This window comes from Streptosporangium sandarakinum, from assembly GCF_013409935.1.
Classification (GTDB): domain Bacteria; phylum Actinomycetota; class Actinomycetes; order Streptosporangiales; family Streptosporangiaceae; genus Streptosporangium; species Streptosporangium nondiastaticum.
Genome location: NZ_JACCCO010000002.1, coordinates 253721 through 276996, shown reverse-complemented (window position 1 = coordinate 276996; position 23276 = coordinate 253721). Strand labels below are relative to the sequence as shown.

The following is a 23276-nucleotide window of genomic DNA, read 5'->3' as shown; positions in this document are numbered from 1 at the left end:
AACGCGTCCGTTTCTTGAGAACTCAACAGTGTGTTAAAAGCCAGTGCATGATGCACAACCCCGTCCCACCCGCCTCGGTGGGAGGACGGATTCCTTTGGTTGATGCACCTCGTCTCCTTCGCTGGGGATGGGGATGCTTTCAGCCGGGAGAAACTCTGTAGACATTGTTTGGAGAGTTTGATCCTGGCTCAGGACGAACGCTGGCGGCGTGCTTAACACATGCAAGTCGAGCGGAAAGGCCCTTCGGGGTACTCGAGCGGCGAACGGGTGAGTAACACGTGAGTAACCTGCCCCTGACTCTGGGATAAGCCCGGGAAACTGGGTCTAATACCGGATACGACACGCTTCCGCATGGGATGCGTGTGGAAAGTCTTTTCGGTTGGGGATGGACTCGCGGCCTATCAGCTTGTTGGTGGGGTAACGGCCTACCAAGGCGACGACGGGTAGCCGGCCTGAGAGGGCGACCGGCCACACTGGGACTGAGACACGGCCCAGACTCCTACGGGAGGCAGCAGTGGGGAATATTGCGCAATGGGCGGAAGCCTGACGCAGCGACGCCGCGTGGGGGATGACGGCCTTCGGGTTGTAAACCTCTTTCAGCAGGGACGAAGTTGACGTGTACCTGCAGAAGAAGCGCCGGCTAACTACGTGCCAGCAGCCGCGGTAATACGTAGGGCGCAAGCGTTGTCCGGAATTATTGGGCGTAAAGAGCTCGTAGGTGGCTTGTCGCGTCGGATGTGAAAGCTTGGGGCTTAACTCCAGGTCTGCATTCGATACGGGCTGGCTAGAGGTAGGCAGGGGAGAACGGAATTCCTGGTGTAGCGGTGAAATGCGCAGATATCAGGAGGAACACCGGTGGCGAAGGCGGTTCTCTGGGCCTTACCTGACGCTGAGGAGCGAAAGCGTGGGGAGCGAACAGGATTAGATACCCTGGTAGTCCACGCCGTAAACGTTGGGCGCTAGGTGTGGGGACCTTCCACGGTTTCCGCGCCGTAGCTAACGCATTAAGCGCCCCGCCTGGGGAGTACGGCCGCAAGGCTAAAACTCAAAGGAATTGACGGGGGCCCGCACAAGCGGCGGAGCATGTTGCTTAATTCGACGCAACGCGAAGAACCTTACCAAGGCTTGACATCGCCCGGAAAGCTCTGGAGACAGAGCCCTCTTCGGACTGGGTGACAGGTGGTGCATGGCTGTCGTCAGCTCGTGTCGTGAGATGTTGGGTTAAGTCCCGCAACGAGCGCAACCCTTGCTCCATGTTGCCAGCACGCCCTTCGGGGTGGTGGGGACTCATGGGGGACTGCCGGGGTCAACTCGGAGGAAGGTGGGGATGACGTCAAGTCATCATGCCCCTTATGTCTTGGGCTGCAAACATGCTACAATGGCCGGTACAGAGGGTTGCGATACCGCAAGGTGGAGCGAATCCCTAAAAGCCGGTCTCAGTTCGGATTGGGGTCTGCAACTCGACCCCATGAAGTCGGAGTCGCTAGTAATCGCAGATCAGCAACGCTGCGGTGAATACGTTCCCGGGCCTTGTACACACCGCCCGTCACGTCACGAAAGTCGGCAACACCCGAAGCCCGTGGCCCAACCCTTTGGGGGGGAGCGGTCGAAGGTGGGGCTGGCGATTGGGACGAAGTCGTAACAAGGTAGCCGTACCGGAAGGTGCGGCTGGATCACCTCCTTTCTAAGGAGCACCGGCCGGCAGCACGCCACCCGCTGGGGTGGGGGCTGATCGGTCCATGCCGTGGCCGCGAGCGAACGTCTCGCGCACGGTGCGCTCATTAGTGGAGCACTGGCTATTCGGTTCAGCGGAGTCGCTGGCCGGCTAGTACCGCCTCCGGGGTTCGCTCTGGGGGAGTGGGAACGGCGGTTGCGAGGGGTTTCGCTGGTCCGGACACACTGTTGGGTCCTGAGGAAACGGACCAGCCGCTTCACGCATGGCGTGGAGCTGGTGAGGTTCTGAGTTTCCCTCTGCGGGACCGTCCGCCTGTCATACCGGCTTACCTCGTGTGGGTGTCTGGTGGTGGGGTCGTGGTGGTCGCTGCGTGTTGTTTGAGATTTGCATAGTGGACGCGAGCATCTTTGTGGCCAAGTTTTTTAGGGCACACGGTGGATGCCTTGGCATCAGGAGCCGATGAAGGACGTGGGAGGCTGCGTTAAGCCCCGGGGAGTCGCCAACCAGACGTTGATCCGGGGATGTCCGAATGGGGAAACCTAGCACCAGTCATGTGGTGTTGCCTCCGCCTGAATGTATAGGGCGGTTGGTGGTAACGCGGGGAAGTGAAACATCTCAGTACCCGTAGGAAGAGAAAACAAATAGTGATTCCGTGAGTAGTGGTGAGCGAAAGCGGAAGAGGCTAAACCGGGCGCGTGTTAAAGCCGGCGGGCGTTGCGTGTTCGGGGTTGTGGGACCCTCTTGTGGTTTCTGCCGGAGCCACAAGCAGTGAGAAATCGATGGGGTAGCCGAAGCTTCTGGGAAGGGGCGCCGGAGACCGTGAGAGCCGGGTAGGCGAAATCCTGTCGACTGCTGGAGGGGATCCCAAGTAGCACGGGGCCCGAGAAATCCTGTGTGAATCTGCCAGGACCACCTGGTAAGCCTAAATACTCCCTGATGACCGATAGTGCACTAGTACCGTGAGGGAAAGGTGAAAAGTGCCCCGGTGAGGGGTCGTGAAAGAGTACCTGAAACCGTGTGCCTACAAGCCGTAGGAGCGTGAGCGGGGTTCGCCCTGCTCGTGATGTGACTGCGTGCCTTTTGAAGAATGAGCCTGCGAGTTGCGGTGTGTGGCGAGGTTAACCCGTGTGGGGTAGCCGTAGCGAAAGCGAGTCTGAATAGGGCGTTTGAGTCGCATGCTGCAGACCCGAAGCGGAGTGATCTAGGCATGGGCAGGTTGAAGCGCGGGTAAGACCGCGTGGAGGACCGAACCCACCAGGGTTGAAAACCTGGGGGATGACCTGTGTTTAGGGGTGAAAGGCCAATCAAACTCCGTGATAGCTGGTTCTCCCCGAAATGCATTTAGGTGCAGCGTCGCGTGTTTCTTGCCGGAGGTAGAGCACTGGATGGCCGATGGGCCCGACAAGGTTACTGACGTCAGCCAAACTCCGAATGCCGGTAAGTGAGAGCGTGGCAGTGAGACTGCGGGGGATAAGCTCCGTAGTCGAGAGGGAAACAGCCCAGACCACCGACTAAGGCCCCTAAGCGTGTGCTAAGTGGGAAAGGATGTGGAGTCGCAGTGACAACCAGGAGGTTGGCTTAGAAGCAGCCACCCTTGAAAGAGTGCGTAATAGCTCACTGGTCAAGTGATTCTGCGCCGACAATGTAGCGGGGCTCAAGTACACCGCCGAAGTCGTGGCATTCACACATCAACCCTGGCTTTTGTCGAGGGGTGTGGATGGGTAGGGGAGCGTCGTGCGGCCGGCGAAGCAGCGGAGTGATCCAGTTGTGGAGGCCGTGCGAGTGAGAATGCAGGCATGAGTAGCGAATCAGAAGTGAGAAACTTCTGCGCCGGATGACCAAGGGTTCCTGGGCCAGGCTAATCCGCCCAGGGTAAGTCGGGACCTAAGGCGAGGCCGACAGGCGTAGTCGATGGACAACGGGTTGATATTCCCGTACCCGCTGTGATGCGCCCATACTGAACCCAGTGATACTAAGGGTCCTTAACCCGGTCTGCTCTTCGGAGCGGGCGTCAGGGTGAACGCCTGACCTGATCTGGTAGTAGGTAAGCGATGGGGTGACGCAGGAAGGTAGCCCATCCCAGGCGATGGTTGTTCCTGGGGTAAGCGTGTAGGACGAGGGGTAGGCAAATCCGCCTCTCATGGGTCTGAGACGTGATGCCGAGCCGATTGTGGCGAAGTGGGTGATCCTATGCTGCCGAGAAAAGCCTCTAGTGAGTGTCATGGCGGCCCGTACCCGAAACCGACTCAGGTGGTCAGGTAGAGAATACCAAGGCGATCGGGTGAACTGCGGTTAAGGAACTCGGCAAATTGCCCCCGTAACTTCGGGAGAAGGGGGGCCTTCGCTGGTGATGAGTCTTGCACTCGGAGCTGGTGGGGGCCGCAGAGGCCAGGGGGAAGCGACTGTTTACTAAAAACACAGGTCCGTGCGAAGTCGTAAGACGATGTATACGGACTGACGCCTGCCCGGTGCTGGAACGTTAAGGGGACCGCTTAGCATGCCTTCGGGTGTGCGAAGGTGAGAACTTAAGCGCCAGTAAACGGCGGTGGTAACTATAACCATCCTAAGGTAGCGAAATTCCTTGTCGGGTAAGTTCCGACCTGCACGAATGGCGTAACGACTTCCCCGCTGTCTCAACCGCAGACCCGGCGAAATTGCACTACGAGTAAAGATGCTCGTTACGCGCAGCAGGACGGAAAGACCCCGGGACCTTCACTACAGCTTGACATTGGCGTTTGGAACGGTTTGTGTAGGATAGGTGGGAGACGGTGAAGCTGGGACGCTAGTTCCGGTGGAGTCATTGGTGAAATACCACTCTGGTCGTTTTGGACGTCTAACTTGGGTCCGTGATCCGGATCAGGGACAGTGTCTGGTGGGTAGTTTAACTGGGGCGGTTGCCTCCTAAAGGGTAACGGAGGCGCCCAAAGGTTCCCTCAGCCTGGTTGGCAATCAGGTGTCGAGTGTAAGTGCACAAGGGAGCTTGACTGTGAGACCGGCGGGTCGAGCAGGAGCGAAAGCTGGGACTAGTGATCCGGCGGTGGCATGTGGAAGCGCCGTCGCTCAACGGCTAAAAGGTACCCCGGGGATAACAGGCTGATCTTCCCCAAGAGTCCATATCGACGGGATGGTTTGGCACCTCGATGTCGGCTCGTCGCATCCTGGGGCTGGAGTAGGTCCCAAGGGTTGGGCTGTTCGCCCATTAAAGCGGTACGCGAGCTGGGTTTAGAACGTCGCGAGACAGTTCGGTCCCTATCCGCTGCGCGCGCAGGAGACTTGAAAGGGGCTGTCCCTAGTACGAGAGGACCGGGACGGACGAACCTCTGGTGTGCCAGTTGTTCCGCCAGGAGCACGGCTGGTTGGCTACGTTCGGGAGGGATAACCGCTGAAAGCATCTAAGCGGGAAGCTTGCCTTGAGATGAGGTCTCCCACCCTGTGAGGGGGTAAGGCTCCCAATAGACGATTGGGTTGATAGGCCGGAGGTGGAAGCGCAGTAATGTGTGGAGCTGACCGGTACTAATAGGCCGAGGACTTGACCATAAAGTGTTCGTGTGGTTTTCTGCAGCGCTCTGTACTCTTCGCCGGGTCCGGAGCAGCGCGTGATCACTGGTTTTGCTCGCGTCCACTGTGTGATTCTGAGGCAGCAGGCACCGTCTGCACCCCCGGGACTGGTTTTCGGGTTGGGTGCGCGTGTTTGTGTGTTTCATAGTGTTACGGCGGTTATGGCGAAGGGGAAACACCCGGTTACATTCCGAACCCGGAAGTTAAGCTCTTCAGCGCCGATGGTACTGCACCGGGGACGGTGTGGGAGAGTAGGTCGCCGCCGGACAATCTTTTGGAGAGGGCCGCCCCCTGGTTTCACCAGGAGAGCGGCCCTTTCCGCATTTCCCGAGCTTTTCCCGGCCTCAGTGGTTCCCGCTCTCTGCGGTTCCGGGCCTCCCGGGCCTCCGCGGTTCCCGGTTTCCCGGTCTCTGTGGTTTCCGGTTTCCCGGGCTTTTCCCGCTCTCGTAGGTCAGTGGGTGAGGTCGAGCTCCTTGACCCGGGGGTCACCCTCGTCGGCGAAGTAGTGGTCGGGCTGGGTGACGTCGTTCCCTTCGCCGAGCCTGGCGCCCCGGGCGACGAACGTGCCGATGACCGCGACGGCCAGGTTGACGAGCAACGCCAGGATGCCCGCGTAGACGGTCATCTTGGTGTCGAAGCCCAGCTGCTCCAGCGGGAACGCCGATCCGGCGAAGTGCATCTTGCCGGTGGCGGGGTTGGAGATGTTGTAGAGCATGATCATCCCGGCCGCCATTCCGGCGATCCAGCCGGCGATCAGGCCGGCCCGGTGGAACCAGCGGGTGTAGAGGCCGAGCGCCACGGCCGGAAGGGTCTGCAGGATGATGACGCCGCCGATGAGCTGCAGGTCGATGGAGAAGCCGGTGTCCAGGAACAGGATGCACAGCACCGCGCCGACCTTGACGAGCAGCGAGGTGATCTTCGAGACGCGGGCCTCGTCGGCGTCGGTGGCGTCCCGCTTCAGGTATTCGCGGTAGATGTTGCGGGTGAACAGGTTCGCGGCCGCGATCGACATGATCGCGGCGGGGACCAGCGCGCCGATGCCGACGGCGGCGTAGGCGACCCCGGCGAACCAGTCGGGGAACATCTTGTCGAAGAGCTGCGGGACGATCGTGTTGTTGTCGGTGCCGATGGGCTTGACCCCGGCGGCGATGGCCATGTAGCCGAGCAGTGCGATCAGGCCGAGCAGCAGGCTGTAGGCGGGCAGCGCGGACATGTTCCGTTTGATCACGTCGCGGTTCCTGGACGCCAGCACACCGGTGACGCTGTGCGGGTAGAGGAACAGCGCGAGCGCCGAGCCCAGCGCCAGCGTGACGTACTGGAGCTGGTTGTTGGCGTTGAGGAGGGGACCGTCACCAGGTGCCGGGGAGGCGTCGAACTTGGCCTTGGCCGCGTCGAAGATCCCGTCCCAGCCGCCCAGCTTCGCCGGGATGACGATGACCGCGACGATGATCACCAGGTAGATCAGCGTGTCCTTGACGAAGGCGATCAGCGCCGGGGCGCGCAGGCCCGACTGGTAGGTGTAGGCGGCCAGGATGGCGAACGCGATGATGATCGGCAGGTGGCCGGTCACGCCCATCGTCTTGAGCACGGCCTCGATGCCGACGAGCTGCAGCGCGATGTAGGGCATCGTCGCGACGATGCCGGTGACGGCGATCAGCAGCGCGAGGGTGGGGGAGTCGAACCGCGCCCGGACGAAGTCGGCCGGGGTGACGAAGCCGTGGACGTGCGAGACCGACCAGAGCCGGACCAGCACGAGGAACACGATGGGGTAGACCACGATCGTGTACGGCACGGCGAAGAAACCGGTGGCCCCGGCTCCCCACAGCAGCGCTGGCACCGCGACGAAGGTGTACGCGGTGTAGAGGTCGCCGCCGACCAGGAACCAGGTGATCCACGAGCCGAAGCTCCGGCCGCCCAGTCCCCACTCGTCGAGCGTGGCCAGGTCGTTGGGGCGCCGCCAGCGCGCGGCCACGAAGCCCATGCCGCTGACCAGCAGGAACAGGAAGGTGAAGATGATGATCTCGGTCAGGTGTTCGCTCATCGGCTCACCGCTTCCGCTTGGTCATCTGGTAGACGATCGTGGTGCAGGTGACGCCGACCACGATGAACGCGAGCTGGAGCCAGTAGAAGCGGGGGAAGCCGAAGAGCCGGGGCCCGTCGGCGTTGAAGAGAAATGGCAACAAAGGCAGGACGATCGGTACAATCAACAGCCAGTTCCACGGACTGCGATCGCTGCGATCCTTTCCGGGAGTGGTCAACACATCTCCTAGGACTGGAGAGGGGCTGGCGGGGCGGCCGGCCCCTTCGGCTGAGCGGCAGCGTAATTACGGGGTCCGCCTGCTGCGGTCATCCAGCGCCGAGTGGGCCGGTCGGCGCGGCGAGCGGTAGCCCCGGCGATCATCCTCGGTGTCACCTGCGGCATCGCCGCGCGGCTCGCCCGAGCCGGTCCGTTCGGCGACGGGGGCACGCCGGTCGCCGCATTCCACGCCCTGCCTTCTTGACGCCGGGCCCCGGGGATGCCGGGATCATCGGCGCCGTTTCCGGTGCGCTTCCAGGCGCGGTTCGGAGATCATCGGCGCCCGTTCCGGTGCGCTTCCAGGCGCGGTCGGTCGGGGACGCGCGTACGGCTCGCGCCTCCGCGGAGGTGCGAGCCGTACCCGGTGCCGGATGGTGCGTCCGAGGTCAGAGCTTGGTGACGCGGACGGCGTCGGCGATGACGTAGCCGGTGCCGGCGGTCCAGCGGCTCACGCCGACGACGTTGTAGGTGCCGGCGTTGAGGGAGAAGGTGCCGATGCTGCGCCATGCTCCGCCGCCGGAGCGCTGGTCGACGTAGACGGTCTGGTTGCCGCCGGAGGTGGCCACGATGTACGGCGCGGAGCTGTTGTAGCCCGCGTCGGCCGGGTACCACACCTCGACCTTGTAGCTTCCGGCGCTGGGGATGCTCGCCTGGTACCAGGCCACGTCGCTGGAGGAGACGGGGTCGGCGAACCGGTAGTCGGCGCCGTAGCGCTGGCCGGAGTAGGTGGAGGTGCCCCAGTTGGCGCTGGCGGTGAACTTCCCGGCGGTGGTGTTGTCCACGGTGGCCGACCAGGCGGTGCCGCCGCCGCTGCCGGTCACGTACTGCATGTACTTGGTCCAGTTCCAGTACGTGCCGGGGTCGGTGTGCGTGGCGCCGGGCACCTCATTGTGCCCGATGATGTGGGAGCGATCCTTGGGGATGCCGTACTTGTCGCAGATCGCGCGGGTCAGCGCGGCCGAGGAGCGGTACATCGCGTCGGTGAACCAGGAGGCGTCGCTGACGTAGCCCTCGTGCTCGATGCCGACGGACCGGGTGTTGTAGGTCCAGTTCCCGGCGTGCCAGGCGACGTCCTTCTCGCGGACCATCTGGGTGACGGCGCCGTCGGAGGAGCGGATCACGTAGTGCGCCGAGACCTGGGCGCTGGGGTTCTGGAACCACGAGATCGAGCCGGCGTAGGAGCCCTGGGTCACGTGGATGACGACCCGGTCGATGGCGTAGCTCGACGGGCGGCTGGAGGCGGTGTAGTTGCTGGAGCTGGCGGCCACCCAGGACGCGGCCGGGTAGTCGGCGCTGGCGGCCAGCGTGTTGGCCGGCGCGTTGAGGTCGGCGGCCTTGGCGTACTCGCCGCGGTCGGCGGTGACCTCCTGCGGGGCGACCTTGACCTTGGGCGTGTCGATGCCGGTGCCGAGGAAGTTGTAGACGGTGTCGGCGTACAGCCGGGCGACCTCGGGGGTGGAGGCGTTGCCGTACTTGGCGACGGCGCCGTACCAGCGGCCGGCGTCCTTGCGGGCGGCGGCGTCGAGGCCGATCTCGTCGGCGTAGGACCGCAGCACCGCGGCGCCGCCGAGGATGTTGGCGGCGTCGTCCCCGCGCAGCGTCCTCGCCGGCTGGCCGGTGATCTGGGCGGCCTTCTCCAGGCTGTGCGCGGCGGGGTTGCTGACCAGGTGCATCACGCCGTAGCCGCCGCTCGCGCTCGGCGCGCCGCCGTGTCCGTCGAGGTGGGTCTCGGAGTAGGCGAGCGCGACGAGCAGGTCGCGCGGGACGTCGTAGGTTGCGGCGGCGCGGGCGAACGCGGCGGCCATGGGCCCCTCGGACGCGGCCGGGGTGGTCGGGGCGGCGGATGCCGGATGACCTCCGAAGATCAGGAGGGTGGAGAGTAAGCCGGCGGCTGTGGCTGCTGACCGGGCACGGGTGAGCGTCATTGTCGCTCCTTGATTGGGGGGTGCCAACGGCTGCACAGTACGGCCTTTATCTGACAAATGTCGATAATTGACATTACTGGCGAGTTAGAAGAAGATTTCCGTCTTCGCCGAATGTTCGGCTTGCCTGATTCAGGCATCTTTGCTCTGGCACGTTCCAAAATCTTTGGACTCGTCCCGCCCGTTCCCGGCCCCGCGGAGGGGTGATGAAGACTATTGCGCTTTCGGGGGATTGGTCTGAAACTTCTTTTCTGTGACGACGCCTCGAGCGGGCCGCAAGCGGCGGCTCGCCGCCCTCGGCCGCATTGCCGCGACGGCCCTCGCCCTCGCCCTCACCTTCGCCTTCACCCCCACGACCGCCGCCACCGCCGCCGTGACCACCCCGCGGACGGCGCACACCGCCACCGCCACCGCCCTCGCCGCCTGCGCCACCGACCCCGCGACCCCCAAACGCCAGCTCCGCGCGATGTGGGTGGCCAGCGTGGCCAACATCGACTGGCCGAGCCGGACCGGCCTGAGCGCCTCGGCGCAGCAGGCCGAGTTCCGCGCCTGGCTGGACCTCGCGGTGCAGAAGCGCATGAACGCCGTCGTCGTGCAGATCCGGCCGACGGCCGACGCGTTCTGGCCCTCGCCGTACGAGCCCTGGTCGCAGTGGCTGACCGGAACCCAGGGCGGAAACCCCGGCTACGACCCCCTGGCGTTCATGGTCAGCGAGGCGCACGCCCGGAACCTGGAGTTCCACGCGTGGTTCAACCCGTACCGGATCGCCAACCACGCCGACCCCACCCGCCTGGTGTCCACCCACCCGGCCCGCCAGCACCCCGACTGGAGGTTCGCCTACGGCGGCAAGCTCTACTACAACCCGGGGATCCCGGTGGTCCGCGACTTCATCGAGGACGCCGTCATGGACGCCGTCACCAGGTACGACATCGACGGCGTGCACCTCGACGACTACTTCTACCCCTATCCGGCCAGCGGTGAGACGATCCCCGACGCGGCCGCCTACGCCCAGTACGGCGGCGGCTTCGCCAACATCGCCGACTGGCGCCGCGACAACGTCAACCTCCTGGTCAAGGAGCTGGACCAGCGGATCCACGCGGCCAAGTCGTGGGTGAAGTTCGGCGTCAGCCCGTTCGGCATCTGGCGCAACGCCTCGACCGACCCGCTGGGTTCGCAGACCTCCGGCATGCAGTCCTACGACGCCATCTACGCCGACACCCGGCTGTGGGTGAAGCAGGGCTGGGTCGACTACATCGCGCCGCAGATCTACTGGAACATCGGCTACAACGTGGCCGACTACAAGACGCTCACCGCCTGGTGGGCCGGCACGGTCCGGGGCACCGGCGTCCAGCTGTTCGTCGGCCAGGCCGCCTACCGGGCCGGGGCGTCCGGCGAGAGCGCGGCCTGGCAGCGGCCCGGCGAGCTCAGCGACCACCTCACCTACAACCGCCAGCACCCCGAGGTGCTCGGCGACGTCTTCTTCAGCGCCAAGGACGTCAGGGCGGACCGGATCGGCGCCGTCTCCACGCTGGTGGCCGCCCACTACTCGAAGCCCGCCCTGGTGCCCGCGTACGGCGCCGGCACCGCGCCGGCCGGCCCCTCGATCACCTCGGCGACCCGGGGGACCGGCGGGGTGGCGCTGTCATGGCAGCGCGGCGGCACCGGCACCCCGGTCTCGTACGCGGTCTACCGGGTGGACGGCTCGCAGAGCGCGGCCGACCCGTGCTTCTTCGCCGACGCCCGCAACCTGGTCGGCACCACCCGCGCGACGTCCTTCACCGACGCCGGCGCGGCGGCCGGTTCCGCCTACACCTACTACGTGACCGCCCTGGACCGCCTGCACACCGAGGGCGGGCCCAGCGCGGGCAAGGTGGTCACCGGCAGCGGGTCCGGCCAGTTCAGCGTGATCGTCGACAACTCCGGCCCCGGGTTCACCGCGGGTTCCAGCTGGGGCACCTCCACCTACTCCGGCCAGCGCTACGGCGCCGACTACCGGTTCGCCGACCCCGTCTCCTCCAGCGACGTGGCCTGGTACCAGGCGGGCATCCCCAGCGCCGGAAGCTACAAGGTCGAGGTGTGGTACCCGGCCGACGCGGGCTACAACAGCTCCGCGCCGTACATCGTGGCCACCTCCGGCGGCAACCAGACCGTCTACGTCGACCAGCGCTCCGGCGGCGGAGCATGGCGCAGCATCGGCACCTTCTCCCTCAACGCCGGCACCTACAACGTCGTCGGCGTGAGCCGCTGGACCGCCGGCACCGGCTACGTCATCGCCGACGCCGTCCGCGTCACCAAGCTCTGAGGAGCCGCGCGGACGGGAGTGAGGGACCGTCCGCGCGGGCGGGGAACGGGGAACGACGCCGGACCGCGGGGCGGCCCGTGACGGGGCCGCCCGCGCGGGCGGAGGACGAGGGCGGAAGGTCCCACGCCGGTGGGACCTTCCGCCCTGCCGTTCCCGAGGCCCCCCTCCCGACCATGGGAGGGGGTGAGAAGGATGACCGAGACCCGCGAGGTGGTCGTCGGCTACGACGGCTCGGACTTCTCCATGCAGGCCCTGGAGTGGGCGATGGACGAGGCGGAGCTGCGGCAGTTGCCGCTGAGGGTGGCCCACGCCTGGCGCTGGCCGTACGGCCAGGCCGAGGAGGAGGCGAAGCTCCACCTGCGCAAGGCGGCCGAACACGTGCTGTACCACGGCGCCGACTGCGCCCGCTCGTGCAGTTCGATCGCCGAGGTGACCGCCGACCTGTACGAGGGGCCCGCCGCCGAGCGGCTGGTGGAGCTGTCGGCCCGCGCCGAGCTGGTCGTGGTCGGATCGCGTGGCATGGGCGCCCTGGCCAGGACGGTCCTGGGGTCGGTCGCCGGCTACGTCGCGGCGCACGCGTGCTGCCCGGTGGTCGTGGTGCGCGGTCCCGGCCCGATCCCCGTGCCGCTGCGCCGGGGAGCCGTGGTCCTGGGCATGGCCGCGGACACGCGCGACGAGGCGATCGGGTTCGCCTTCGGCGAGGCGGACGTGCGGCAGCTCAGCCTGGTGGCGGTACGGGGCGTCTCCCTCCAGCCGGCGTCGTGGCTGTCGCAGGGGCCGCCGACGACCGAGCCGGGGACCGTCGCGAAGACGACCGAGGGCGAGATGGCCGAGCGGCTGCGGCCGTGGCAGTTCAGGCACCCGGAGGTGGCCGTCCGGATCCACGGCGTCGCCGGGCCGCCGAAGGACGTCCTCGCCGACCTCTCCAGGGAGGCGAGCCTGGTGGTGGTCGGCGGGGCGCGCGGGTACGGGCGGCTGGGCTCGGTCACCAGGTCGATCCTCCAGCGCAGCGCGTGCGCCGTCGCGGTCGTCCCGGTGCCGGCCCTTCGGGAGGAGGAGGACGTCGCGCCCGCCGGGGTCGCGCGTGCCGGGGCCGACTAGGTTGGGAGGAGACCATGGTCATGCGGGTCAAGGACGTCATGGGCAGGGTGGCCATCGCGGTCCAGCGCGACGCGACGTTCGCCGAGCTCGTCGCGACCATGCGCCGTTTCAAGGTGGACGCCGTCGCGGTGGTGAACGCCGACGGGCGTCCGGTCGGCACGGTGTCGGAGGACGACCTGCTGCCCGGCGGGACCGGCCTCCCGTCCGGTGATACGGACCTCTCGCCCGGTGAGGCGGACCTTCCGCGCGGCGGGGAGGGTTTTCCGCGCGGCGAGGAGGCGCCCGCGGGCGGCGGGCGGCATCCGGACCGCCGGAGGATCATGGAGATGACCGCCGAGGAGCTCATGGCCAGCCCGGCGCCCACGGTCGTGGGAGAGACCTCCATCCGGGAGGCGGCCCTCCTGATGCACGTCAACGGGGTAAGGCAGCTACCGGTGATCGACGCCGTCAGCGGCCGGATCGCCGGGACCGTGCACCAGGCCGACCTGCTGAGGATCTTCGCCCGGCGGGCGCCGGAGGTCCTGGCCGACGTGGCGGCGGCCGTGGCCCGGCTGCGGCTGGACCCCCGTACGCTCACGATCTCGGTGGACGCCGGCGTGGTCCGCATCCAGGGGAGACTGGCCAGGCGGTCGCAGATCGCCAGGCTGGCCGAGGCCGCGCAGCAGGCGGACGGCGTCGTCGATCTGCGGATCGACGTCACCTACGACCACGACGACCTGGCCGACGACCTGACCGGCGAACCCGCGGACCGCCCGGCGGAGGCGGCCGGAACCGGCCGGGCCACCCTGGCGAGGACGGCCCCGGAGGACTGAGCGCGACCCCGGAGGACCGGGCACGGAAGGAGCGGCTCCGGCGGGGCCCGCCGGTCCGGGCGGGTGATCCGTCCCGGCGGCCCCCGCGGAGCGCGTGGCTACCGGCCGCTCCAGGCCGGGGTGTCGTCCAGGGTCCACCGCAGCTCGTCCACCACGTCGACCACCCCGTTGACCCGCTGGACCATCCGTGTCGCCAGGCGGGCGTCGCTACGCCGGTGCATGCGCCCGGTCAGGGTGACGACGCCCTGATGGACCGTGGCGGAGACGGTGCTGGGCTCGGCCCACAGGGTGCGGTCGAGGATGTCCCGGCGCACCTCCTCGGCGATGTCGGCGTCGTCGCGGACGAAGACCCTCAGCAGGTCGTGGCGGCTGACGATGCCCTGGAGGACGCCCTCGGCGTCCACCACGGGCAGCCTCTTGATCCCGTGCTCCTCCATCAGCCGCATCGCCGAGACGATCGAGGCGTGCGCCCGTACGGTGACCGCGGGGGCCGTCATCAGCTCGGCGGCGGTGTCGCCGCGGGCCTTGGCCCGGCCGTCCCCGCCCTTGGTGCTCAGGCGGTCGCGCAGCCTGGAGCGCAGCGGCGGCTGGTAGCCCTCGCGGTAGTAGCGCTCCCTGAACTCCTCCTTCCGCAGCAGATCCGCCTCCGAGACGACGCCGACGACGTACCCCTCGGCGTCCACCACTGGGGCCGCGCTCACACCGTGGGCGATGAGCACCTCCGCCACGTCCTTGAACGGGGTGGAGCCGTTGACCGACGCCACCTCCGTCGTCATGACGTCCTTGACCTTCACGTGCATGGCCGGACCTCCTCCGGACTTCCCGTGCCGCTCGCATCTCTCATCACACCGCCGCGGGGGCCCGCCGGGCAGCGGCCGGAGGTCCTCAACGACGGGGACCTTCGGCCACCGGGGAGAATCACCGTGTACCGGGAGTGTCGGCAGGAGCCGTGACGCCGGCCGCCAAATAGCTGATCTTAAATAGCGGCCGGGCGACGGCGGCCGGGCATGACCGGCGATGAGGGCGGCCCCGACGACAGGGGTGGCGCAGGCGTCGGTGCCCGCCCCGGCCGGCCGGATCACATCTTGCTGACCTGCCCGCCGAGCCAGTTCTGGAAAGTGAGCAAGCCGGGAAAGTGGTCGCGCAGCTCAGCGAGGTCGGCCTGGTAGCCGCTCTCTGCGAACCACTCGAACATCCTGCCCTCGACCGGCAGGGGGACGAGGTGCGTCGGCACTCCGGTGAGCTTCTCGTAGATTCCGGCCACCTGGGAGAAGGTCAGCTCGTCACCGGCGATCTCGAGTTCCCTGCCCAGGTAGTCGTCCCGGTGGTCGATGACATGCGCGGCGATACGGCCGATGTCGTCGGTGGCGATCAGCTGCATCGGCCGGTCGGGGAGCACCGGGAGCTCCATCACCCGTTCGCCCGCGGCGTCGGCGTAGTGCAGCAGGTTGTCCATGAAGAACACCGGCCGCAGGATGGTCGCGGGCAACCCCAGAGCCCGGATGTAGGACTCGATTGCCGCCTTGCTCTCGAAATGCTCGATTCCAGTGCGCCGCTCGGCGCCGGCCAGGCGGCGCGCGGCGGGGCTCTCCGGGTCGCGGACCAGGGCGCGGACCTGTCAGCCGCGGCTCAGCAGGTGACGTGCGGTGGCGCCGCCTTGCCGGCCGGTGGCACCGATGACCAGAGCCACACTCATGGCTTCACCACCGGGGTGGTCTGGGCCAGCGCGATCCGCCAGATGCCGCCGTCTTTGACCAGCACGAACGTCAGCGCTCCCGTGCGGCCGTCGTTGACGTGCTTGATCAGGCCGGCCAGCGCCACGTCCGGCCGCAGGAACGTGACGTCGAGCAGTTCGTTCTTGGTCAGCACGTCCTTCAGCGGGGTGCGCAGCGCCTCGGCCATGACCTTCTTGACCTGCTCGCGGCCGCGCAGGCGGGTCCCGGTGAAGTTGACCAGGGTCACCTCCTCGGTCAGCAGCCCGGTGAAACCGGTCACGTCGCTCTGCAACTCTTCGGCGGCGCGGACGACCTGCTCGATCGCCTCGATATCGGAGCTCATGTCGTATCTCCTCAAATGGCGGAGCGTTTCGCTCCGCGTCGAGACCATGCCGGAGCGAATCACTCCGCAACTGGTAAGGTGTGTGGTGATGATCACGCGTAAAGACATCACGGAACGCAACGACCGCGCACTGCTCCAGGCCGCTCGGGATGTGCTCGCCGAAGACGGGGCGCACGCCTCCGTCGCCGCCATCGCCGCCCGGGCGGGCATCGGCATCGGCAGTCTTTACCGCCGTTACAAGACGAAGGAAGAGCTGTTCCAGCGGCTCAGTGTGCTGTCCCTCGACCACTGGAACGAGGCGGCCGAGCAGGGCCTGGCTGATCCCGATCCGTGGATGGGCCTGGCGGCATTCGTCTGTGGCTGCGTCGAGTTCGGGCAGGGCTCGCTGGGGCCCATCGCCGGTGCCATCGAGGTGACCCAGGAGATGGGCGCCAAGTCCCGCCGCGGCGATGAGCTGTTCGACGAGCTGGTGCGGCGAGCGCACGAGGCCGGCGTCCTCCGCAGGGATGTGACCGCGGTCGACATCTCGCTGCTCATCGAGCAGTTCGGCCGTTCCCCGGTGGTCGATCAGCTTCGCAAGCAGGGCAGGGACGACCTGCTGCCCGCCGCCGCCGAGGCTCGCCGACGGCTGATCGCGATAGCGCTCGACGGGTTGCGGCCGGGGCATGACCCGTTGCCAGGTTCGCCGCCGGGCAAGGAGCTCTTCACCGGCCGCTGGTCGAGCCAGTAGGGGCGGCCGAGGACCGGGAGCAGGTGGCCGCCGGCCAGCCGGCGGCCATCGATGTCCCCGGCCTGCTCGCCGGGCACCTGCGGAACGCCCCGAACGCCACGATCCGCGACGCGCTGCGCGAGGGCGGGCTGTCGGCACTCGCCGGGATGCCGCCGACGGCCCAGCCGGGATGAGCGCCCGATGCGGGTGCGGGGCCGCCGTCAGGTGCGGCTGTCGCGGAGGGAATCGCGGATGAGGGCGCCCCACCGCTCGGGCCGCTCGATGAATGGTAGATGCCCGGTTGGGATCTCGGTGTGGCGCGTCCCGGGGATGGCGTTGCTGAGCTGCCAGTGGTGGTGCGGGGTGACGAGCTGGTCGAGCGTGGTGGAGATGACGAGGGTCGGCACCGTGAGCGCGGCGAGATCAGCCCGTACGTCGACGTGGTCGATGAGCAGGTCGAGGTGCCCCAGCGTGCCCGGCGGGATCGCTGGGCGGCCAGGGTGTCCAGGATGGGACCGTAGTCGGCGTCTATGCCGCCGCCGGCACCATGGGCGGGCAGCGGGCCGGGGCCGGTGCCGCGCACCACGCGGCCGAGGCTGGAGCTGGGCGGAGCGGTGGACGCGGGTGTCTCTCCTTTATTTGGCGGCCGGTGTCACGGTTCTTGCCAACACCTCTGCCGGTGTGGGTGCAATACGTATTTCGTGGGGAAACTGATATGTATGGCAGATGTTGCGCCATATGTCCTGACTCCACACATGCGGCTGGACGAGCTGCTGGCGGAGCTGCAGGTGCGGCTGGAGGCGGTGCTGGCCACCCGCGACCGCATGCAGGCCCTGCTGAACGCGGTCGTGTCGGTGGGCAGCGACCTCGACCTGGAGACGGTGCTGCGGCGGATCGTGGAGACCGCCGCGACGCTGGTGGACGCCCGCTACGGCGCGCTGGGCGTGGTGGGCGAGGAGAACACGCTCGTACAGTTCCTCCCGGTGGGGCTGAGCGAGGAGGAGATCGCCCGGATCGAGCACTGGCCGCACGGCCTGGGCCTGCTGGGCCTGCTCATCAAGGACCCGTGCCCGGTACGGCTGGCCAACATCGCCGACCACTCCGAGTCCTACGGCTTCCCGCCCGGCCACCCGCCGATGGGCTCCTTCCTGGGGGTGCCGATCCGGATCCGCGAGGAGGTGTTCGGCAACCTCTACCTCACCGAGAAGCGCGGCGGCGGGGAGTTCGACGAGGAGGACGAGGCGATCGTGGTGGCGCTGGCCACCGCGGCCGGCGTCGCCATCGAGAACGCCCGCCTGTACGAGGAGACCCGCCGCCGGGAGGTGTGGCTGCAGGCGTCCTCCGACGTCACCACCGCCCTGCTGTCGGGCGCCGAGCCCACCGAGGTGCTGACGCTGATCGCCGGGCGGGCGCGGCGGATGGCGGGCGCCGACGCGGTGGCGGTGCTGCTGCCGGACGGCGACGGCCGCCGGCTGCGGGTGGTCATCGCCGAGGGCCCCGGCGCCGCAACGGACGTCCCGGGCGGCCCGGACGCTTCGGACGCCGCAGAAGGCGGCCGGGACGCACCGGGAACGCCGGACGAGTGCGGCGGCCACGCCGGCGGACGGCTGTGCCCGAGGGTGGGCGCGTCCACCCTCGTGTCCGACTCGCTGGCCGGGCAGGCGTTCGCCTCCGGCGAGCCGTTCATGGTGACCGACCCCGTCGGCGGCTCCCTGCCGGGCAGGGCCGACCCGGCGGCGCCCGGACCGGCCGCGGCGGTGCCGATCGGCGCGGCCGGCACGGTGCGCGGGGTGCTGTCGCTGGCCAAGCGCCCCGGCCGCATCCCGTTCAGCCAGGTCGAGCTGCGCACCCTGCACGCCTTCGCCGGGCAGGCGGCGATCGCGCTGGAGCTGGCTGAGAGCCGCATCCACGCCGAGCGCCTCGGCCTGCTGGAGGACCGCGACCGCATCGCCAAGGACCTGCACGACGTGGTCATCCAGCGCCTGTTCGCGGTCGCGATGACGCTGATGAGCGCGGTGCCGCTGATCGAGCGGCCCCAGGCCGCCACTCGGGTGCAGAACGCCATCGACGAACTCGACAGCACCATCCGGCAGATCCGCTCGACCATCTTCGCCCTGCAGAGCCCCGACGGCGGCGACACCGGAGGGCTGCGCGGGCGGATCACCACGCTGGTCGAGGACGCCGGCGCGCACCTGGGCTTCCGGCCCGCCCTGATCATGGACGGCCCCCTGGACAGCGGGGTCCCGCCCGAGATCGGCGACCACCTGCTGGCCGTACTGCGCGAGGCGCTGTCCAACGTGGTCCGCCACGCCAAGGCCACCCGCGTCGGCGTGCACGCCGGGCTCGCCGGTGATCGGCTGACCCTCCTCGTCGAGGACGACGGCGTCGGCCTTCCGGCCGACGGCCGCTGCAGCGGCCTGCGCAACCTGCGGGAACGCGCCGACCGGCTGGGCGGCGCCTTCCACGTCGATGTCCCGCCCGGCGGCGGCACCCGGCTCACCTGGAGCGTTCCGCTGGGCTGAGCGCGTGGCGGGCCGAAGAACGGTGGACCCGCCGCGGGTCGTCACGGCGTACCGGGTTGCGGTCGCCCGGCCGACGCGCCGTTCGAACTCCTCTGCCGGAGGTCCGCCGTCGGCCTGCGTGCCCCGAGCTTCTCTGCCGAAGGTCCGCCGTCGGCCTGCGCGCCCCGAGCTTCTCTGCCGGGGGCCGCCGTCGGCCTGCGCGCCCCCGGCGGCGCCGCTAACGGTGGACGCGTCGGCCGGAGATCCGCTCGATGTGGAGCACGATGAAGTGGTCCCCGCAGCCCGTGGTCCACGCCGTCAGCGGCAGCCCGGTCAGCCGGGTGACCTCATCGGGGTCACGGACGGTCCGGGTCCGCCCCACGGCGGTGACCGACCAGCCGGTGCGGGCGTCGGTGTCGAAGTCGTCCGCCTCGAAGGCCACCACGGTGTCCCGGGTGGCGGCGGCCACCTTGGAGGAGGAGTCGGTGCAGATCACGATCTTCCCGCCGTCGACGTAGAAGTCGACCGGCTCCACCGCGGGAAGGGCGCGGTCGGTGAAGACGATCCGGCCGATCAGCGCCGACGACAGCAGCCTCACGCACTCCTCCCGGGAGAGCGTGTGCGGCCGGATCGAGTCGATGTCCATACCTGAAGCTTCGTCGAGGAAGGCCCCGGCGGTTGAGGGGAGAAGGTCCCCTTCTCGCGGACCATGGCCCCGTGCCGTACGGACCTTCGGCCCCACCGCGCCACGTGGTCACCGAACCGGCGGATCAGCGGCGTCGAGGGCGATGGCGGTGCGGCCCGGCAGCCGGTCCGCGCCCAGGGTGGCGAGGTCGTCGTGACGGCGCAGCGTCACCCGGTCGGGGTCCCACGTGCCACGCAGGATCTGCCTGGACGGCGGCGGCCGATCGTAGGGCGGCCGCCGCTCCTGTCCGACCGGGGTCAAGGAACCGGCGAACCCGTTGCGGCGCAGGGCCTCGGCGGCGGTCGGACCGGCCGGCGAAGCCCTGCGACCACGATGCGAGAAAGCCGGTTCACGACATGGTCAGCCGGATGGCCAGAGCCGGGCAGATGCGGGCGGCCTCACGAACGTCCTCCTGCAGCCCCGGTCGCGGGCTGTCGTGGAGGAGCGTGACGATGCCGTCCTCGTCACGCTGGTCGAACGTGTCGGGGGCGATGAGGACGCATTGCCCCGAACCGGCGCAGGCGTCTTGGTCGACGGTGACCTTCATCTGTTCTCTCCTTCTCGGCTCACCAGGTGACGGGCAGTTCGCGGACGCCGTAGAAGACGGCGTGGTGCTTGAACGTCAGGTGCTCCAGCGGCACGGCCAGGGCCAGCGTCGGGATACGCCGGTAGAGGGTGCCGTAGACGACCTGCAGTTCCACCCGGGCCAAGGGCTGGCCCAGACACTGGTGGGCGCCGTATCCGAAGGCGATGTGGTGGCGGGCCCCGCGGTGGACATCGAGGGCGTCGGGGGCGGCGAAGGCCGACGGGTCGCGGTTGGCGATGCTCTTCACCACGATGATGCCCTCCCCCTTGCGGATCAGCCGGCCGCCGATCTCGAGGTCCTCCCGCGCGACGCGCCGGGCCTCGGTGTGGGTGATGGACAGGTAGCGCAGAAGTTCTTCGACGGCGCCTGCCACCAGCCCGGGATCCCCGTCGCGGACCGCTGCCAGCTGCGCCGGGTGCGCCAGCAGGGCGGCCGTACCCAGCGCGATCATGTTCGCGGTGGTGTCATGCCCGGCCACCAGCAGGAGCTGACCCATCGTGGAGATCTCCCGCCGGGTCATCGCGCCGCTGCGATACTGTTCGACGGCCAGCCTGCTGAGGATGTCGTCGCCCGGTTCGGCGTTCTTCGCCTCCACCAGGGCGTCCAGGTAGACGTTCAGTTCCTCGCCGGCGGCCATGGCCTGTGCGGGGTCGCCCTCATCCATGACCAGCGCGCCCGCCACGCGCTGGAAGAAGGCGCGGTCGGCGTAGGGCACTCCCAGCAGTTCGCAGATCACCAGCGTGGGAACCGGCAGCGCGATCGCCTCCACCAGGTCGGCCGGGTTCGGGCCGGCCAGCATCTCGTCGATGAGGTCATCGACGATCCGCTGAATTCTGGGCCGCAGCGCCTCCATTTTCCTGATCCTGAAGTCTGCGGTCATGAGCCGTCGCTGCGCGATGTGCTCCGGCGCGTCCATCTGCATCAGCGTCTTCATCTGCGCGTCGCGTGCCTTGCTCACCGCATTGGTGTGCGGGAAGCCGGGTTCCGCGACGTCGACGCTGACGCGCGGGTCGGCGAGCACCGCACGGGCGTCCTCGTAACGGGTGACCGCCCAGGGAGTGCTGCCGTCCCACAGTCTCACGCGTGAAACCGGCGCCTCTTCGATCAGGCGGCGCAGCTCCGGTGCCGGATCGAACGGACACCGCGCCGCACGGGCCATCGGGAACATCTGCGCCTCTGACAGGTCGTCAGCCATGAGATCTCCTTGTCTCGCATTGCGGTCGGCGATGATGTCGGGCGTGTGCCGGCCAGGGGATCGAGGTCCTGAGCCGGGCATCGGATCACGATCCTTGGTGAAGCGGGGCTTGATCGGCGGGCTTCGTCCGGCTCGTGCGACCGGCGGCGTGTGCGGTCAGAGCGCCGATGGCGCAGATGATCGCGAGCCCGAACGGCACGTACCGTGCCGCGTCCAGCATCGAGTCGCCGGCCAGGTTGACCAGGATCCCGGCCACCGCGGTGCCGAACGCGATCGCCAGGCTCGTCACGGTGGCGATCGCCGCCGCCGCCCGCCCGCCTTCCTCCGGATCGGAGGTGCTGGACATCGCGGCCACCGACAGGTGCGGGTAGGCCAGGCCGATCCCCGCCCCGGCGACGAACAACACCGGTACCCAGACCAGCACCAGCCAGATCGGCGTGTCCGCGCGCTGCAACAGCCCCTGGACGAACAGACCGAGCGCGAGCAGGATCGGGCCGAATACGCGCAGCCGGCGCACCGTACGCTCCCCGGTCACCGACGAGCTGCCGATCTGCGTCACCGACCAGCCGAGCGAGATGGCCGCCGCGAAGAACCCCGCCACGACGGGCGGCAACCCGGCCAGCCGCTGGCCGAACAGCGGCAGGAACGACTCGACCGCGACGCCGAAGGCCAGCAGCCCCAGCGTCAGGTACACCCACTTCAACGACGAATCCCGCCGGTACGTCGTCCGCGGGAGGACCCGCAACTCGCTGCGCCGCTCATGCACGATGAACCCGGCCACCAGCAGCAGCGCCACCCCGATACCGGCCGCCTTCGCGAGCGTGCCCGTCACCACCCCCGTCACGCTCACCGCGCCGGCGGCGGCCATGACCAGCAGCAGCGACCCAGCCGGAATCGCCACCCGTATCCCGCCGCGTTCGCCGCGCGGCAGCACACGGGGCACCATCTCGCCGCATCCGGCCGCGATCACGGCCATCACCCCGAACGCCGGCCGCCACGACCCGAACTGGGCGAACAGTCCGCCGAGCGCCGGACCGGCGAAGTTCCCCACGCCGTACATCGCCGACATCAGCGCCGCGCCGCGCGTCCACAGCCGGGCCGGCAGCGCCGCCCGGATGACGGCGAATCCCAGCCCGGACAACAACCCGGCCCCGAGCCCCTGCACGCCCCGGGAGATCAGCAGCACCGCCATCGCCGGGCTCAGCGCGCAGGCCAGCGAGCCCGCGGTGAACGTGGCGAAACCGAGGACATAGGCGCCGACGTTCCCCCATCGGGACAGCAACCGGCCGGTGAGCGTCGTCGCGACCACCATGGCGACGAGATAGACCGTCATGTTCCAGGCGTAGAAACTCGCGCCGCCGAGGTCGGCCACCGCGGTCGGCAGCAGGCTCGCCGCCAGGTAGATGTTGATCGCACCGACCAGCACTCCGCCGGCCAGCACGATCGCCGCGCCGAGATGCTCCCGGCCCAGCAACTCCCGCCACGCGGGCGGGTCGGAGGGCAGGTTCATGCGCTCACCTTCACGATGCGCTGAGGCCCGCCTTGCGCCTCCCCAGGTTCGGACCCGCCGCCCGCGGCCGAGGAGCGGCGCCGCGCCACGGCCGGTCCGTAGCACGGCAGCGGGACGAATGTGTCGATGGCGGGCCCCGCGCCGCCGGGCTGTTCGTCGTAGTCAGCACTCATGACTTCAAGGCTGTCGTTGAACCGTTCCCGGAAGCTTTCCGCCGCGTGTCGCCCACGGCGCTGGGCCGATGGAGGAAAAGCTTCAAGCCGCGGAGGAACCTCGCCCCCACTCGCCGTCGGCGAAGATGCCCTGTCTCGTCAACCTGAGGTACGGGGTGGCGCTGAGCTGCGGTGCCTCGGATCGGATGGGACG

The 23276-nt window shown here is 68.3% G+C and carries 18 protein-coding genes and 3 rRNA genes; 9 read left to right on the top strand and 12 right to left on the bottom strand.

Features of this window, described 5'->3' with window-relative positions:
• Nucleotides 1–165: 165 nt before the first annotated feature.
• The 3 genes from HDA43_RS19940 (at nucleotide 166) to rrf (ending at nucleotide 5501) form a co-directional block, all read left to right on the top strand.
• Nucleotides 166–1684 (top strand): 16S ribosomal RNA (locus HDA43_RS19940).
• A 402-nt stretch (nucleotides 1685–2086) separates the two neighbouring features.
• Nucleotides 2087–5212: ribosomal RNA gene (locus HDA43_RS19935) — 23S ribosomal RNA — on the top strand.
• A 172-nt stretch (nucleotides 5213–5384) separates the two neighbouring features.
• Nucleotides 5385–5501: ribosomal RNA gene (gene rrf, locus HDA43_RS19930) — 5S ribosomal RNA — on the top strand.
• Together the 16S, 23S and 5S rRNA genes form the textbook arrangement of a ribosomal RNA operon.
• Nucleotides 5502–5684: 183 nt before the next feature.
• Here the strand turns inward: rrf and mctP are convergent.
• The 3 genes from mctP to HDA43_RS19915 form a co-directional block, all read right to left on the bottom strand.
• The gene (gene mctP, locus HDA43_RS19925) at nucleotides 5685–7274 is read right to left on the bottom strand and encodes a monocarboxylate uptake permease MctP (protein WP_179823927.1); all 1590 of its coding nucleotides are present in this window, start codon (nucleotides 7272–7274) and stop codon (nucleotides 5685–5687) included.
• A 4-nt stretch (nucleotides 7275–7278) separates the two neighbouring features.
• Nucleotides 7279–7494: a DUF3311 domain-containing protein gene (locus HDA43_RS35200; protein WP_312873453.1), complete on the bottom strand. Its 216-nt coding sequence runs from the start codon at nucleotides 7492–7494 to the stop codon at nucleotides 7279–7281.
• 421 nt (nucleotides 7495–7915) lie between these two features.
• Nucleotides 7916–9454, bottom strand: coding sequence for a golvesin C-terminal-like domain-containing protein (locus HDA43_RS19915; RefSeq protein WP_179823923.1), 1539 nt, complete (start codon nucleotides 9452–9454; stop codon nucleotides 7916–7918).
• A gap of 250 nt (nucleotides 9455–9704) precedes the next feature.
• Here HDA43_RS19915 and HDA43_RS19910 point away from each other — a divergent pair, with 250 nt between their 5' ends.
• From HDA43_RS19910 to HDA43_RS19900, 3 genes are all read left to right on the top strand, one after another.
• Entirely contained in the window at nucleotides 9705–11753 is a 2049-nt protein-coding gene (locus HDA43_RS19910) for a family 10 glycosylhydrolase (protein ID WP_312873452.1), read from the top strand.
• A gap of 192 nt (nucleotides 11754–11945) precedes the next feature.
• The gene (locus HDA43_RS19905) at nucleotides 11946–12854 is read left to right on the top strand and encodes a universal stress protein (RefSeq protein WP_179823921.1); all 909 of its coding nucleotides are present in this window, start codon (nucleotides 11946–11948) and stop codon (nucleotides 12852–12854) included.
• Nucleotides 12855–12874: 20 nt separating this feature from the next.
• The gene (locus HDA43_RS19900; RefSeq protein ID WP_246424465.1) at nucleotides 12875–13666 is read left to right on the top strand and encodes a CBS domain-containing protein; all 792 of its coding nucleotides are present in this window, start codon (nucleotides 12875–12877) and stop codon (nucleotides 13664–13666) included.
• Between the two features lie 98 nt (nucleotides 13667–13764).
• Here HDA43_RS19900 and HDA43_RS19895 read toward each other — a convergent pair whose 3' ends face one another.
• The 3 genes from HDA43_RS19895 to HDA43_RS19885 form a co-directional block, all read right to left on the bottom strand.
• Entirely contained in the window at nucleotides 13765–14466 is a 702-nt protein-coding gene (locus HDA43_RS19895; RefSeq protein ID WP_179823919.1) for a CBS domain-containing protein, read from the bottom strand.
• A 278-nt stretch (nucleotides 14467–14744) separates the two neighbouring features.
• Complete coding sequence (locus HDA43_RS19890; RefSeq protein ID WP_312873552.1) at nucleotides 14745–15209, bottom strand: NmrA family NAD(P)-binding protein; 465 nt, start codon at nucleotides 15207–15209, stop codon at nucleotides 14745–14747.
• A gap of 149 nt (nucleotides 15210–15358) precedes the next feature.
• The gene (locus HDA43_RS19885) at nucleotides 15359–15724 is read right to left on the bottom strand and encodes an SgcJ/EcaC family oxidoreductase (protein WP_179823917.1); all 366 of its coding nucleotides are present in this window, start codon (nucleotides 15722–15724) and stop codon (nucleotides 15359–15361) included.
• 88 nt (nucleotides 15725–15812) lie between these two features.
• Between HDA43_RS19885 and HDA43_RS19880 the strand changes: the two genes are divergently transcribed.
• A complete protein-coding gene (locus HDA43_RS19880; protein ID WP_179823910.1) occupies nucleotides 15813–16454 on the top strand; it encodes a TetR/AcrR family transcriptional regulator in 642 nt (213 codons plus the stop codon).
• Nucleotides 16455–16477: 23 nt separating this feature from the next.
• A complete protein-coding gene (locus tag HDA43_RS19875) occupies nucleotides 16478–16627 on the top strand; it encodes a hypothetical protein (protein ID WP_179823908.1) in 150 nt (49 codons plus the stop codon).
• 27 nt (nucleotides 16628–16654) lie between these two features.
• On the opposite strand, the gene HDA43_RS19870 is transcribed toward HDA43_RS19875, so the two are convergent.
• Nucleotides 16655–16882: an alpha/beta fold hydrolase gene (locus tag HDA43_RS19870; RefSeq protein ID WP_376770523.1), complete on the bottom strand. Its 228-nt coding sequence runs from the start codon at nucleotides 16880–16882 to the stop codon at nucleotides 16655–16657.
• Nucleotides 16883–17152: 270 nt separating this feature from the next.
• On the opposite strand from HDA43_RS19870, the gene HDA43_RS19865 reads away from it, so the two are divergent.
• Complete coding sequence (locus tag HDA43_RS19865; protein WP_179823906.1) at nucleotides 17153–18955, top strand: sensor histidine kinase; 1803 nt, start codon at nucleotides 17153–17155, stop codon at nucleotides 18953–18955.
• Nucleotides 18956–19172: 217 nt separating this feature from the next.
• On the opposite strand, the gene HDA43_RS19860 is transcribed toward HDA43_RS19865, so the two are convergent.
• The 5 genes from HDA43_RS19860 to HDA43_RS19840 form a co-directional block, all read right to left on the bottom strand.
• On the bottom strand, nucleotides 19173–19580 hold the full coding sequence (locus HDA43_RS19860; protein WP_179823905.1) for a pyridoxamine 5'-phosphate oxidase family protein: 408 nt from the start codon (nucleotides 19578–19580) through the stop codon (nucleotides 19173–19175).
• 108 nt (nucleotides 19581–19688) lie between these two features.
• Nucleotides 19689–19880 (bottom strand): hypothetical protein, encoded by a 192-nt coding sequence (locus tag HDA43_RS19855; RefSeq protein ID WP_179823897.1) that lies wholly within the window; start codon nucleotides 19878–19880, stop codon nucleotides 19689–19691.
• A gap of 88 nt (nucleotides 19881–19968) precedes the next feature.
• Nucleotides 19969–20166, bottom strand: a complete 198-nt coding sequence (locus HDA43_RS19850; protein ID WP_179823895.1) for a ferredoxin — start codon at nucleotides 20164–20166, stop codon at nucleotides 19969–19971.
• Nucleotides 20167–20185: 19 nt separating this feature from the next.
• On the bottom strand, nucleotides 20186–21400 hold the full coding sequence (locus HDA43_RS19845; RefSeq protein WP_179823893.1) for a cytochrome P450: 1215 nt from the start codon (nucleotides 21398–21400) through the stop codon (nucleotides 20186–20188).
• An 85-nt stretch (nucleotides 21401–21485) separates the two neighbouring features.
• Nucleotides 21486–22910, bottom strand: coding sequence for an MFS transporter (locus tag HDA43_RS19840; protein ID WP_179823891.1), 1425 nt, complete (start codon nucleotides 22908–22910; stop codon nucleotides 21486–21488).
• Nucleotides 22911–23276 lie beyond the last annotated feature (366 nt).

Excerpts from the sequence above, each read along its gene's own strand:
- HDA43_RS19840 (WP_179823891.1), bottom strand. The coding sequence starts at position 22,910 with ATGAACCTGCCCTCCGACCCGCCCGCGTGGCGGGAGTTGCTGGGCCGG.
- HDA43_RS19885 (WP_179823917.1), bottom strand. The coding sequence starts at position 15,724 with ATGAGCTCCGATATCGAGGCGATCGAGCAGGTCGTCCGCGCCGCCGAA.
- HDA43_RS19850 (WP_179823895.1), bottom strand. The coding sequence starts at position 20,166 with ATGAAGGTCACCGTCGACCAAGACGCCTGCGCCGGTTCGGGGCAATGC.
- HDA43_RS19845 (WP_179823893.1), bottom strand. The coding sequence starts at position 21,400 with ATGGCTGACGACCTGTCAGAGGCGCAGATGTTCCCGATGGCCCGTGCG.
- HDA43_RS19880 (WP_179823910.1), top strand. The coding sequence starts at position 15,813 with ATGATCACGCGTAAAGACATCACGGAACGCAACGACCGCGCACTGCTC.
- mctP (WP_179823927.1), bottom strand. The coding sequence starts at position 7,274 with ATGAGCGAACACCTGACCGAGATCATCATCTTCACCTTCCTGTTCCTG.
- HDA43_RS19900 (WP_246424465.1), top strand. The coding sequence starts at position 12,875 with ATGCGGGTCAAGGACGTCATGGGCAGGGTGGCCATCGCGGTCCAGCGC.
- HDA43_RS19905 (WP_179823921.1), top strand. The coding sequence starts at position 11,946 with ATGACCGAGACCCGCGAGGTGGTCGTCGGCTACGACGGCTCGGACTTC.
- HDA43_RS19915 (WP_179823923.1), bottom strand. The coding sequence starts at position 9,454 with ATGACGCTCACCCGTGCCCGGTCAGCAGCCACAGCCGCCGGCTTACTC.
- HDA43_RS19895 (WP_179823919.1), bottom strand. The coding sequence starts at position 14,466 with ATGCACGTGAAGGTCAAGGACGTCATGACGACGGAGGTGGCGTCGGTC.
- HDA43_RS19865 (WP_179823906.1), top strand. The coding sequence starts at position 17,153 with ATGGCAGATGTTGCGCCATATGTCCTGACTCCACACATGCGGCTGGAC.
- HDA43_RS19860 (WP_179823905.1), bottom strand. The coding sequence starts at position 19,580 with ATGGACATCGACTCGATCCGGCCGCACACGCTCTCCCGGGAGGAGTGC.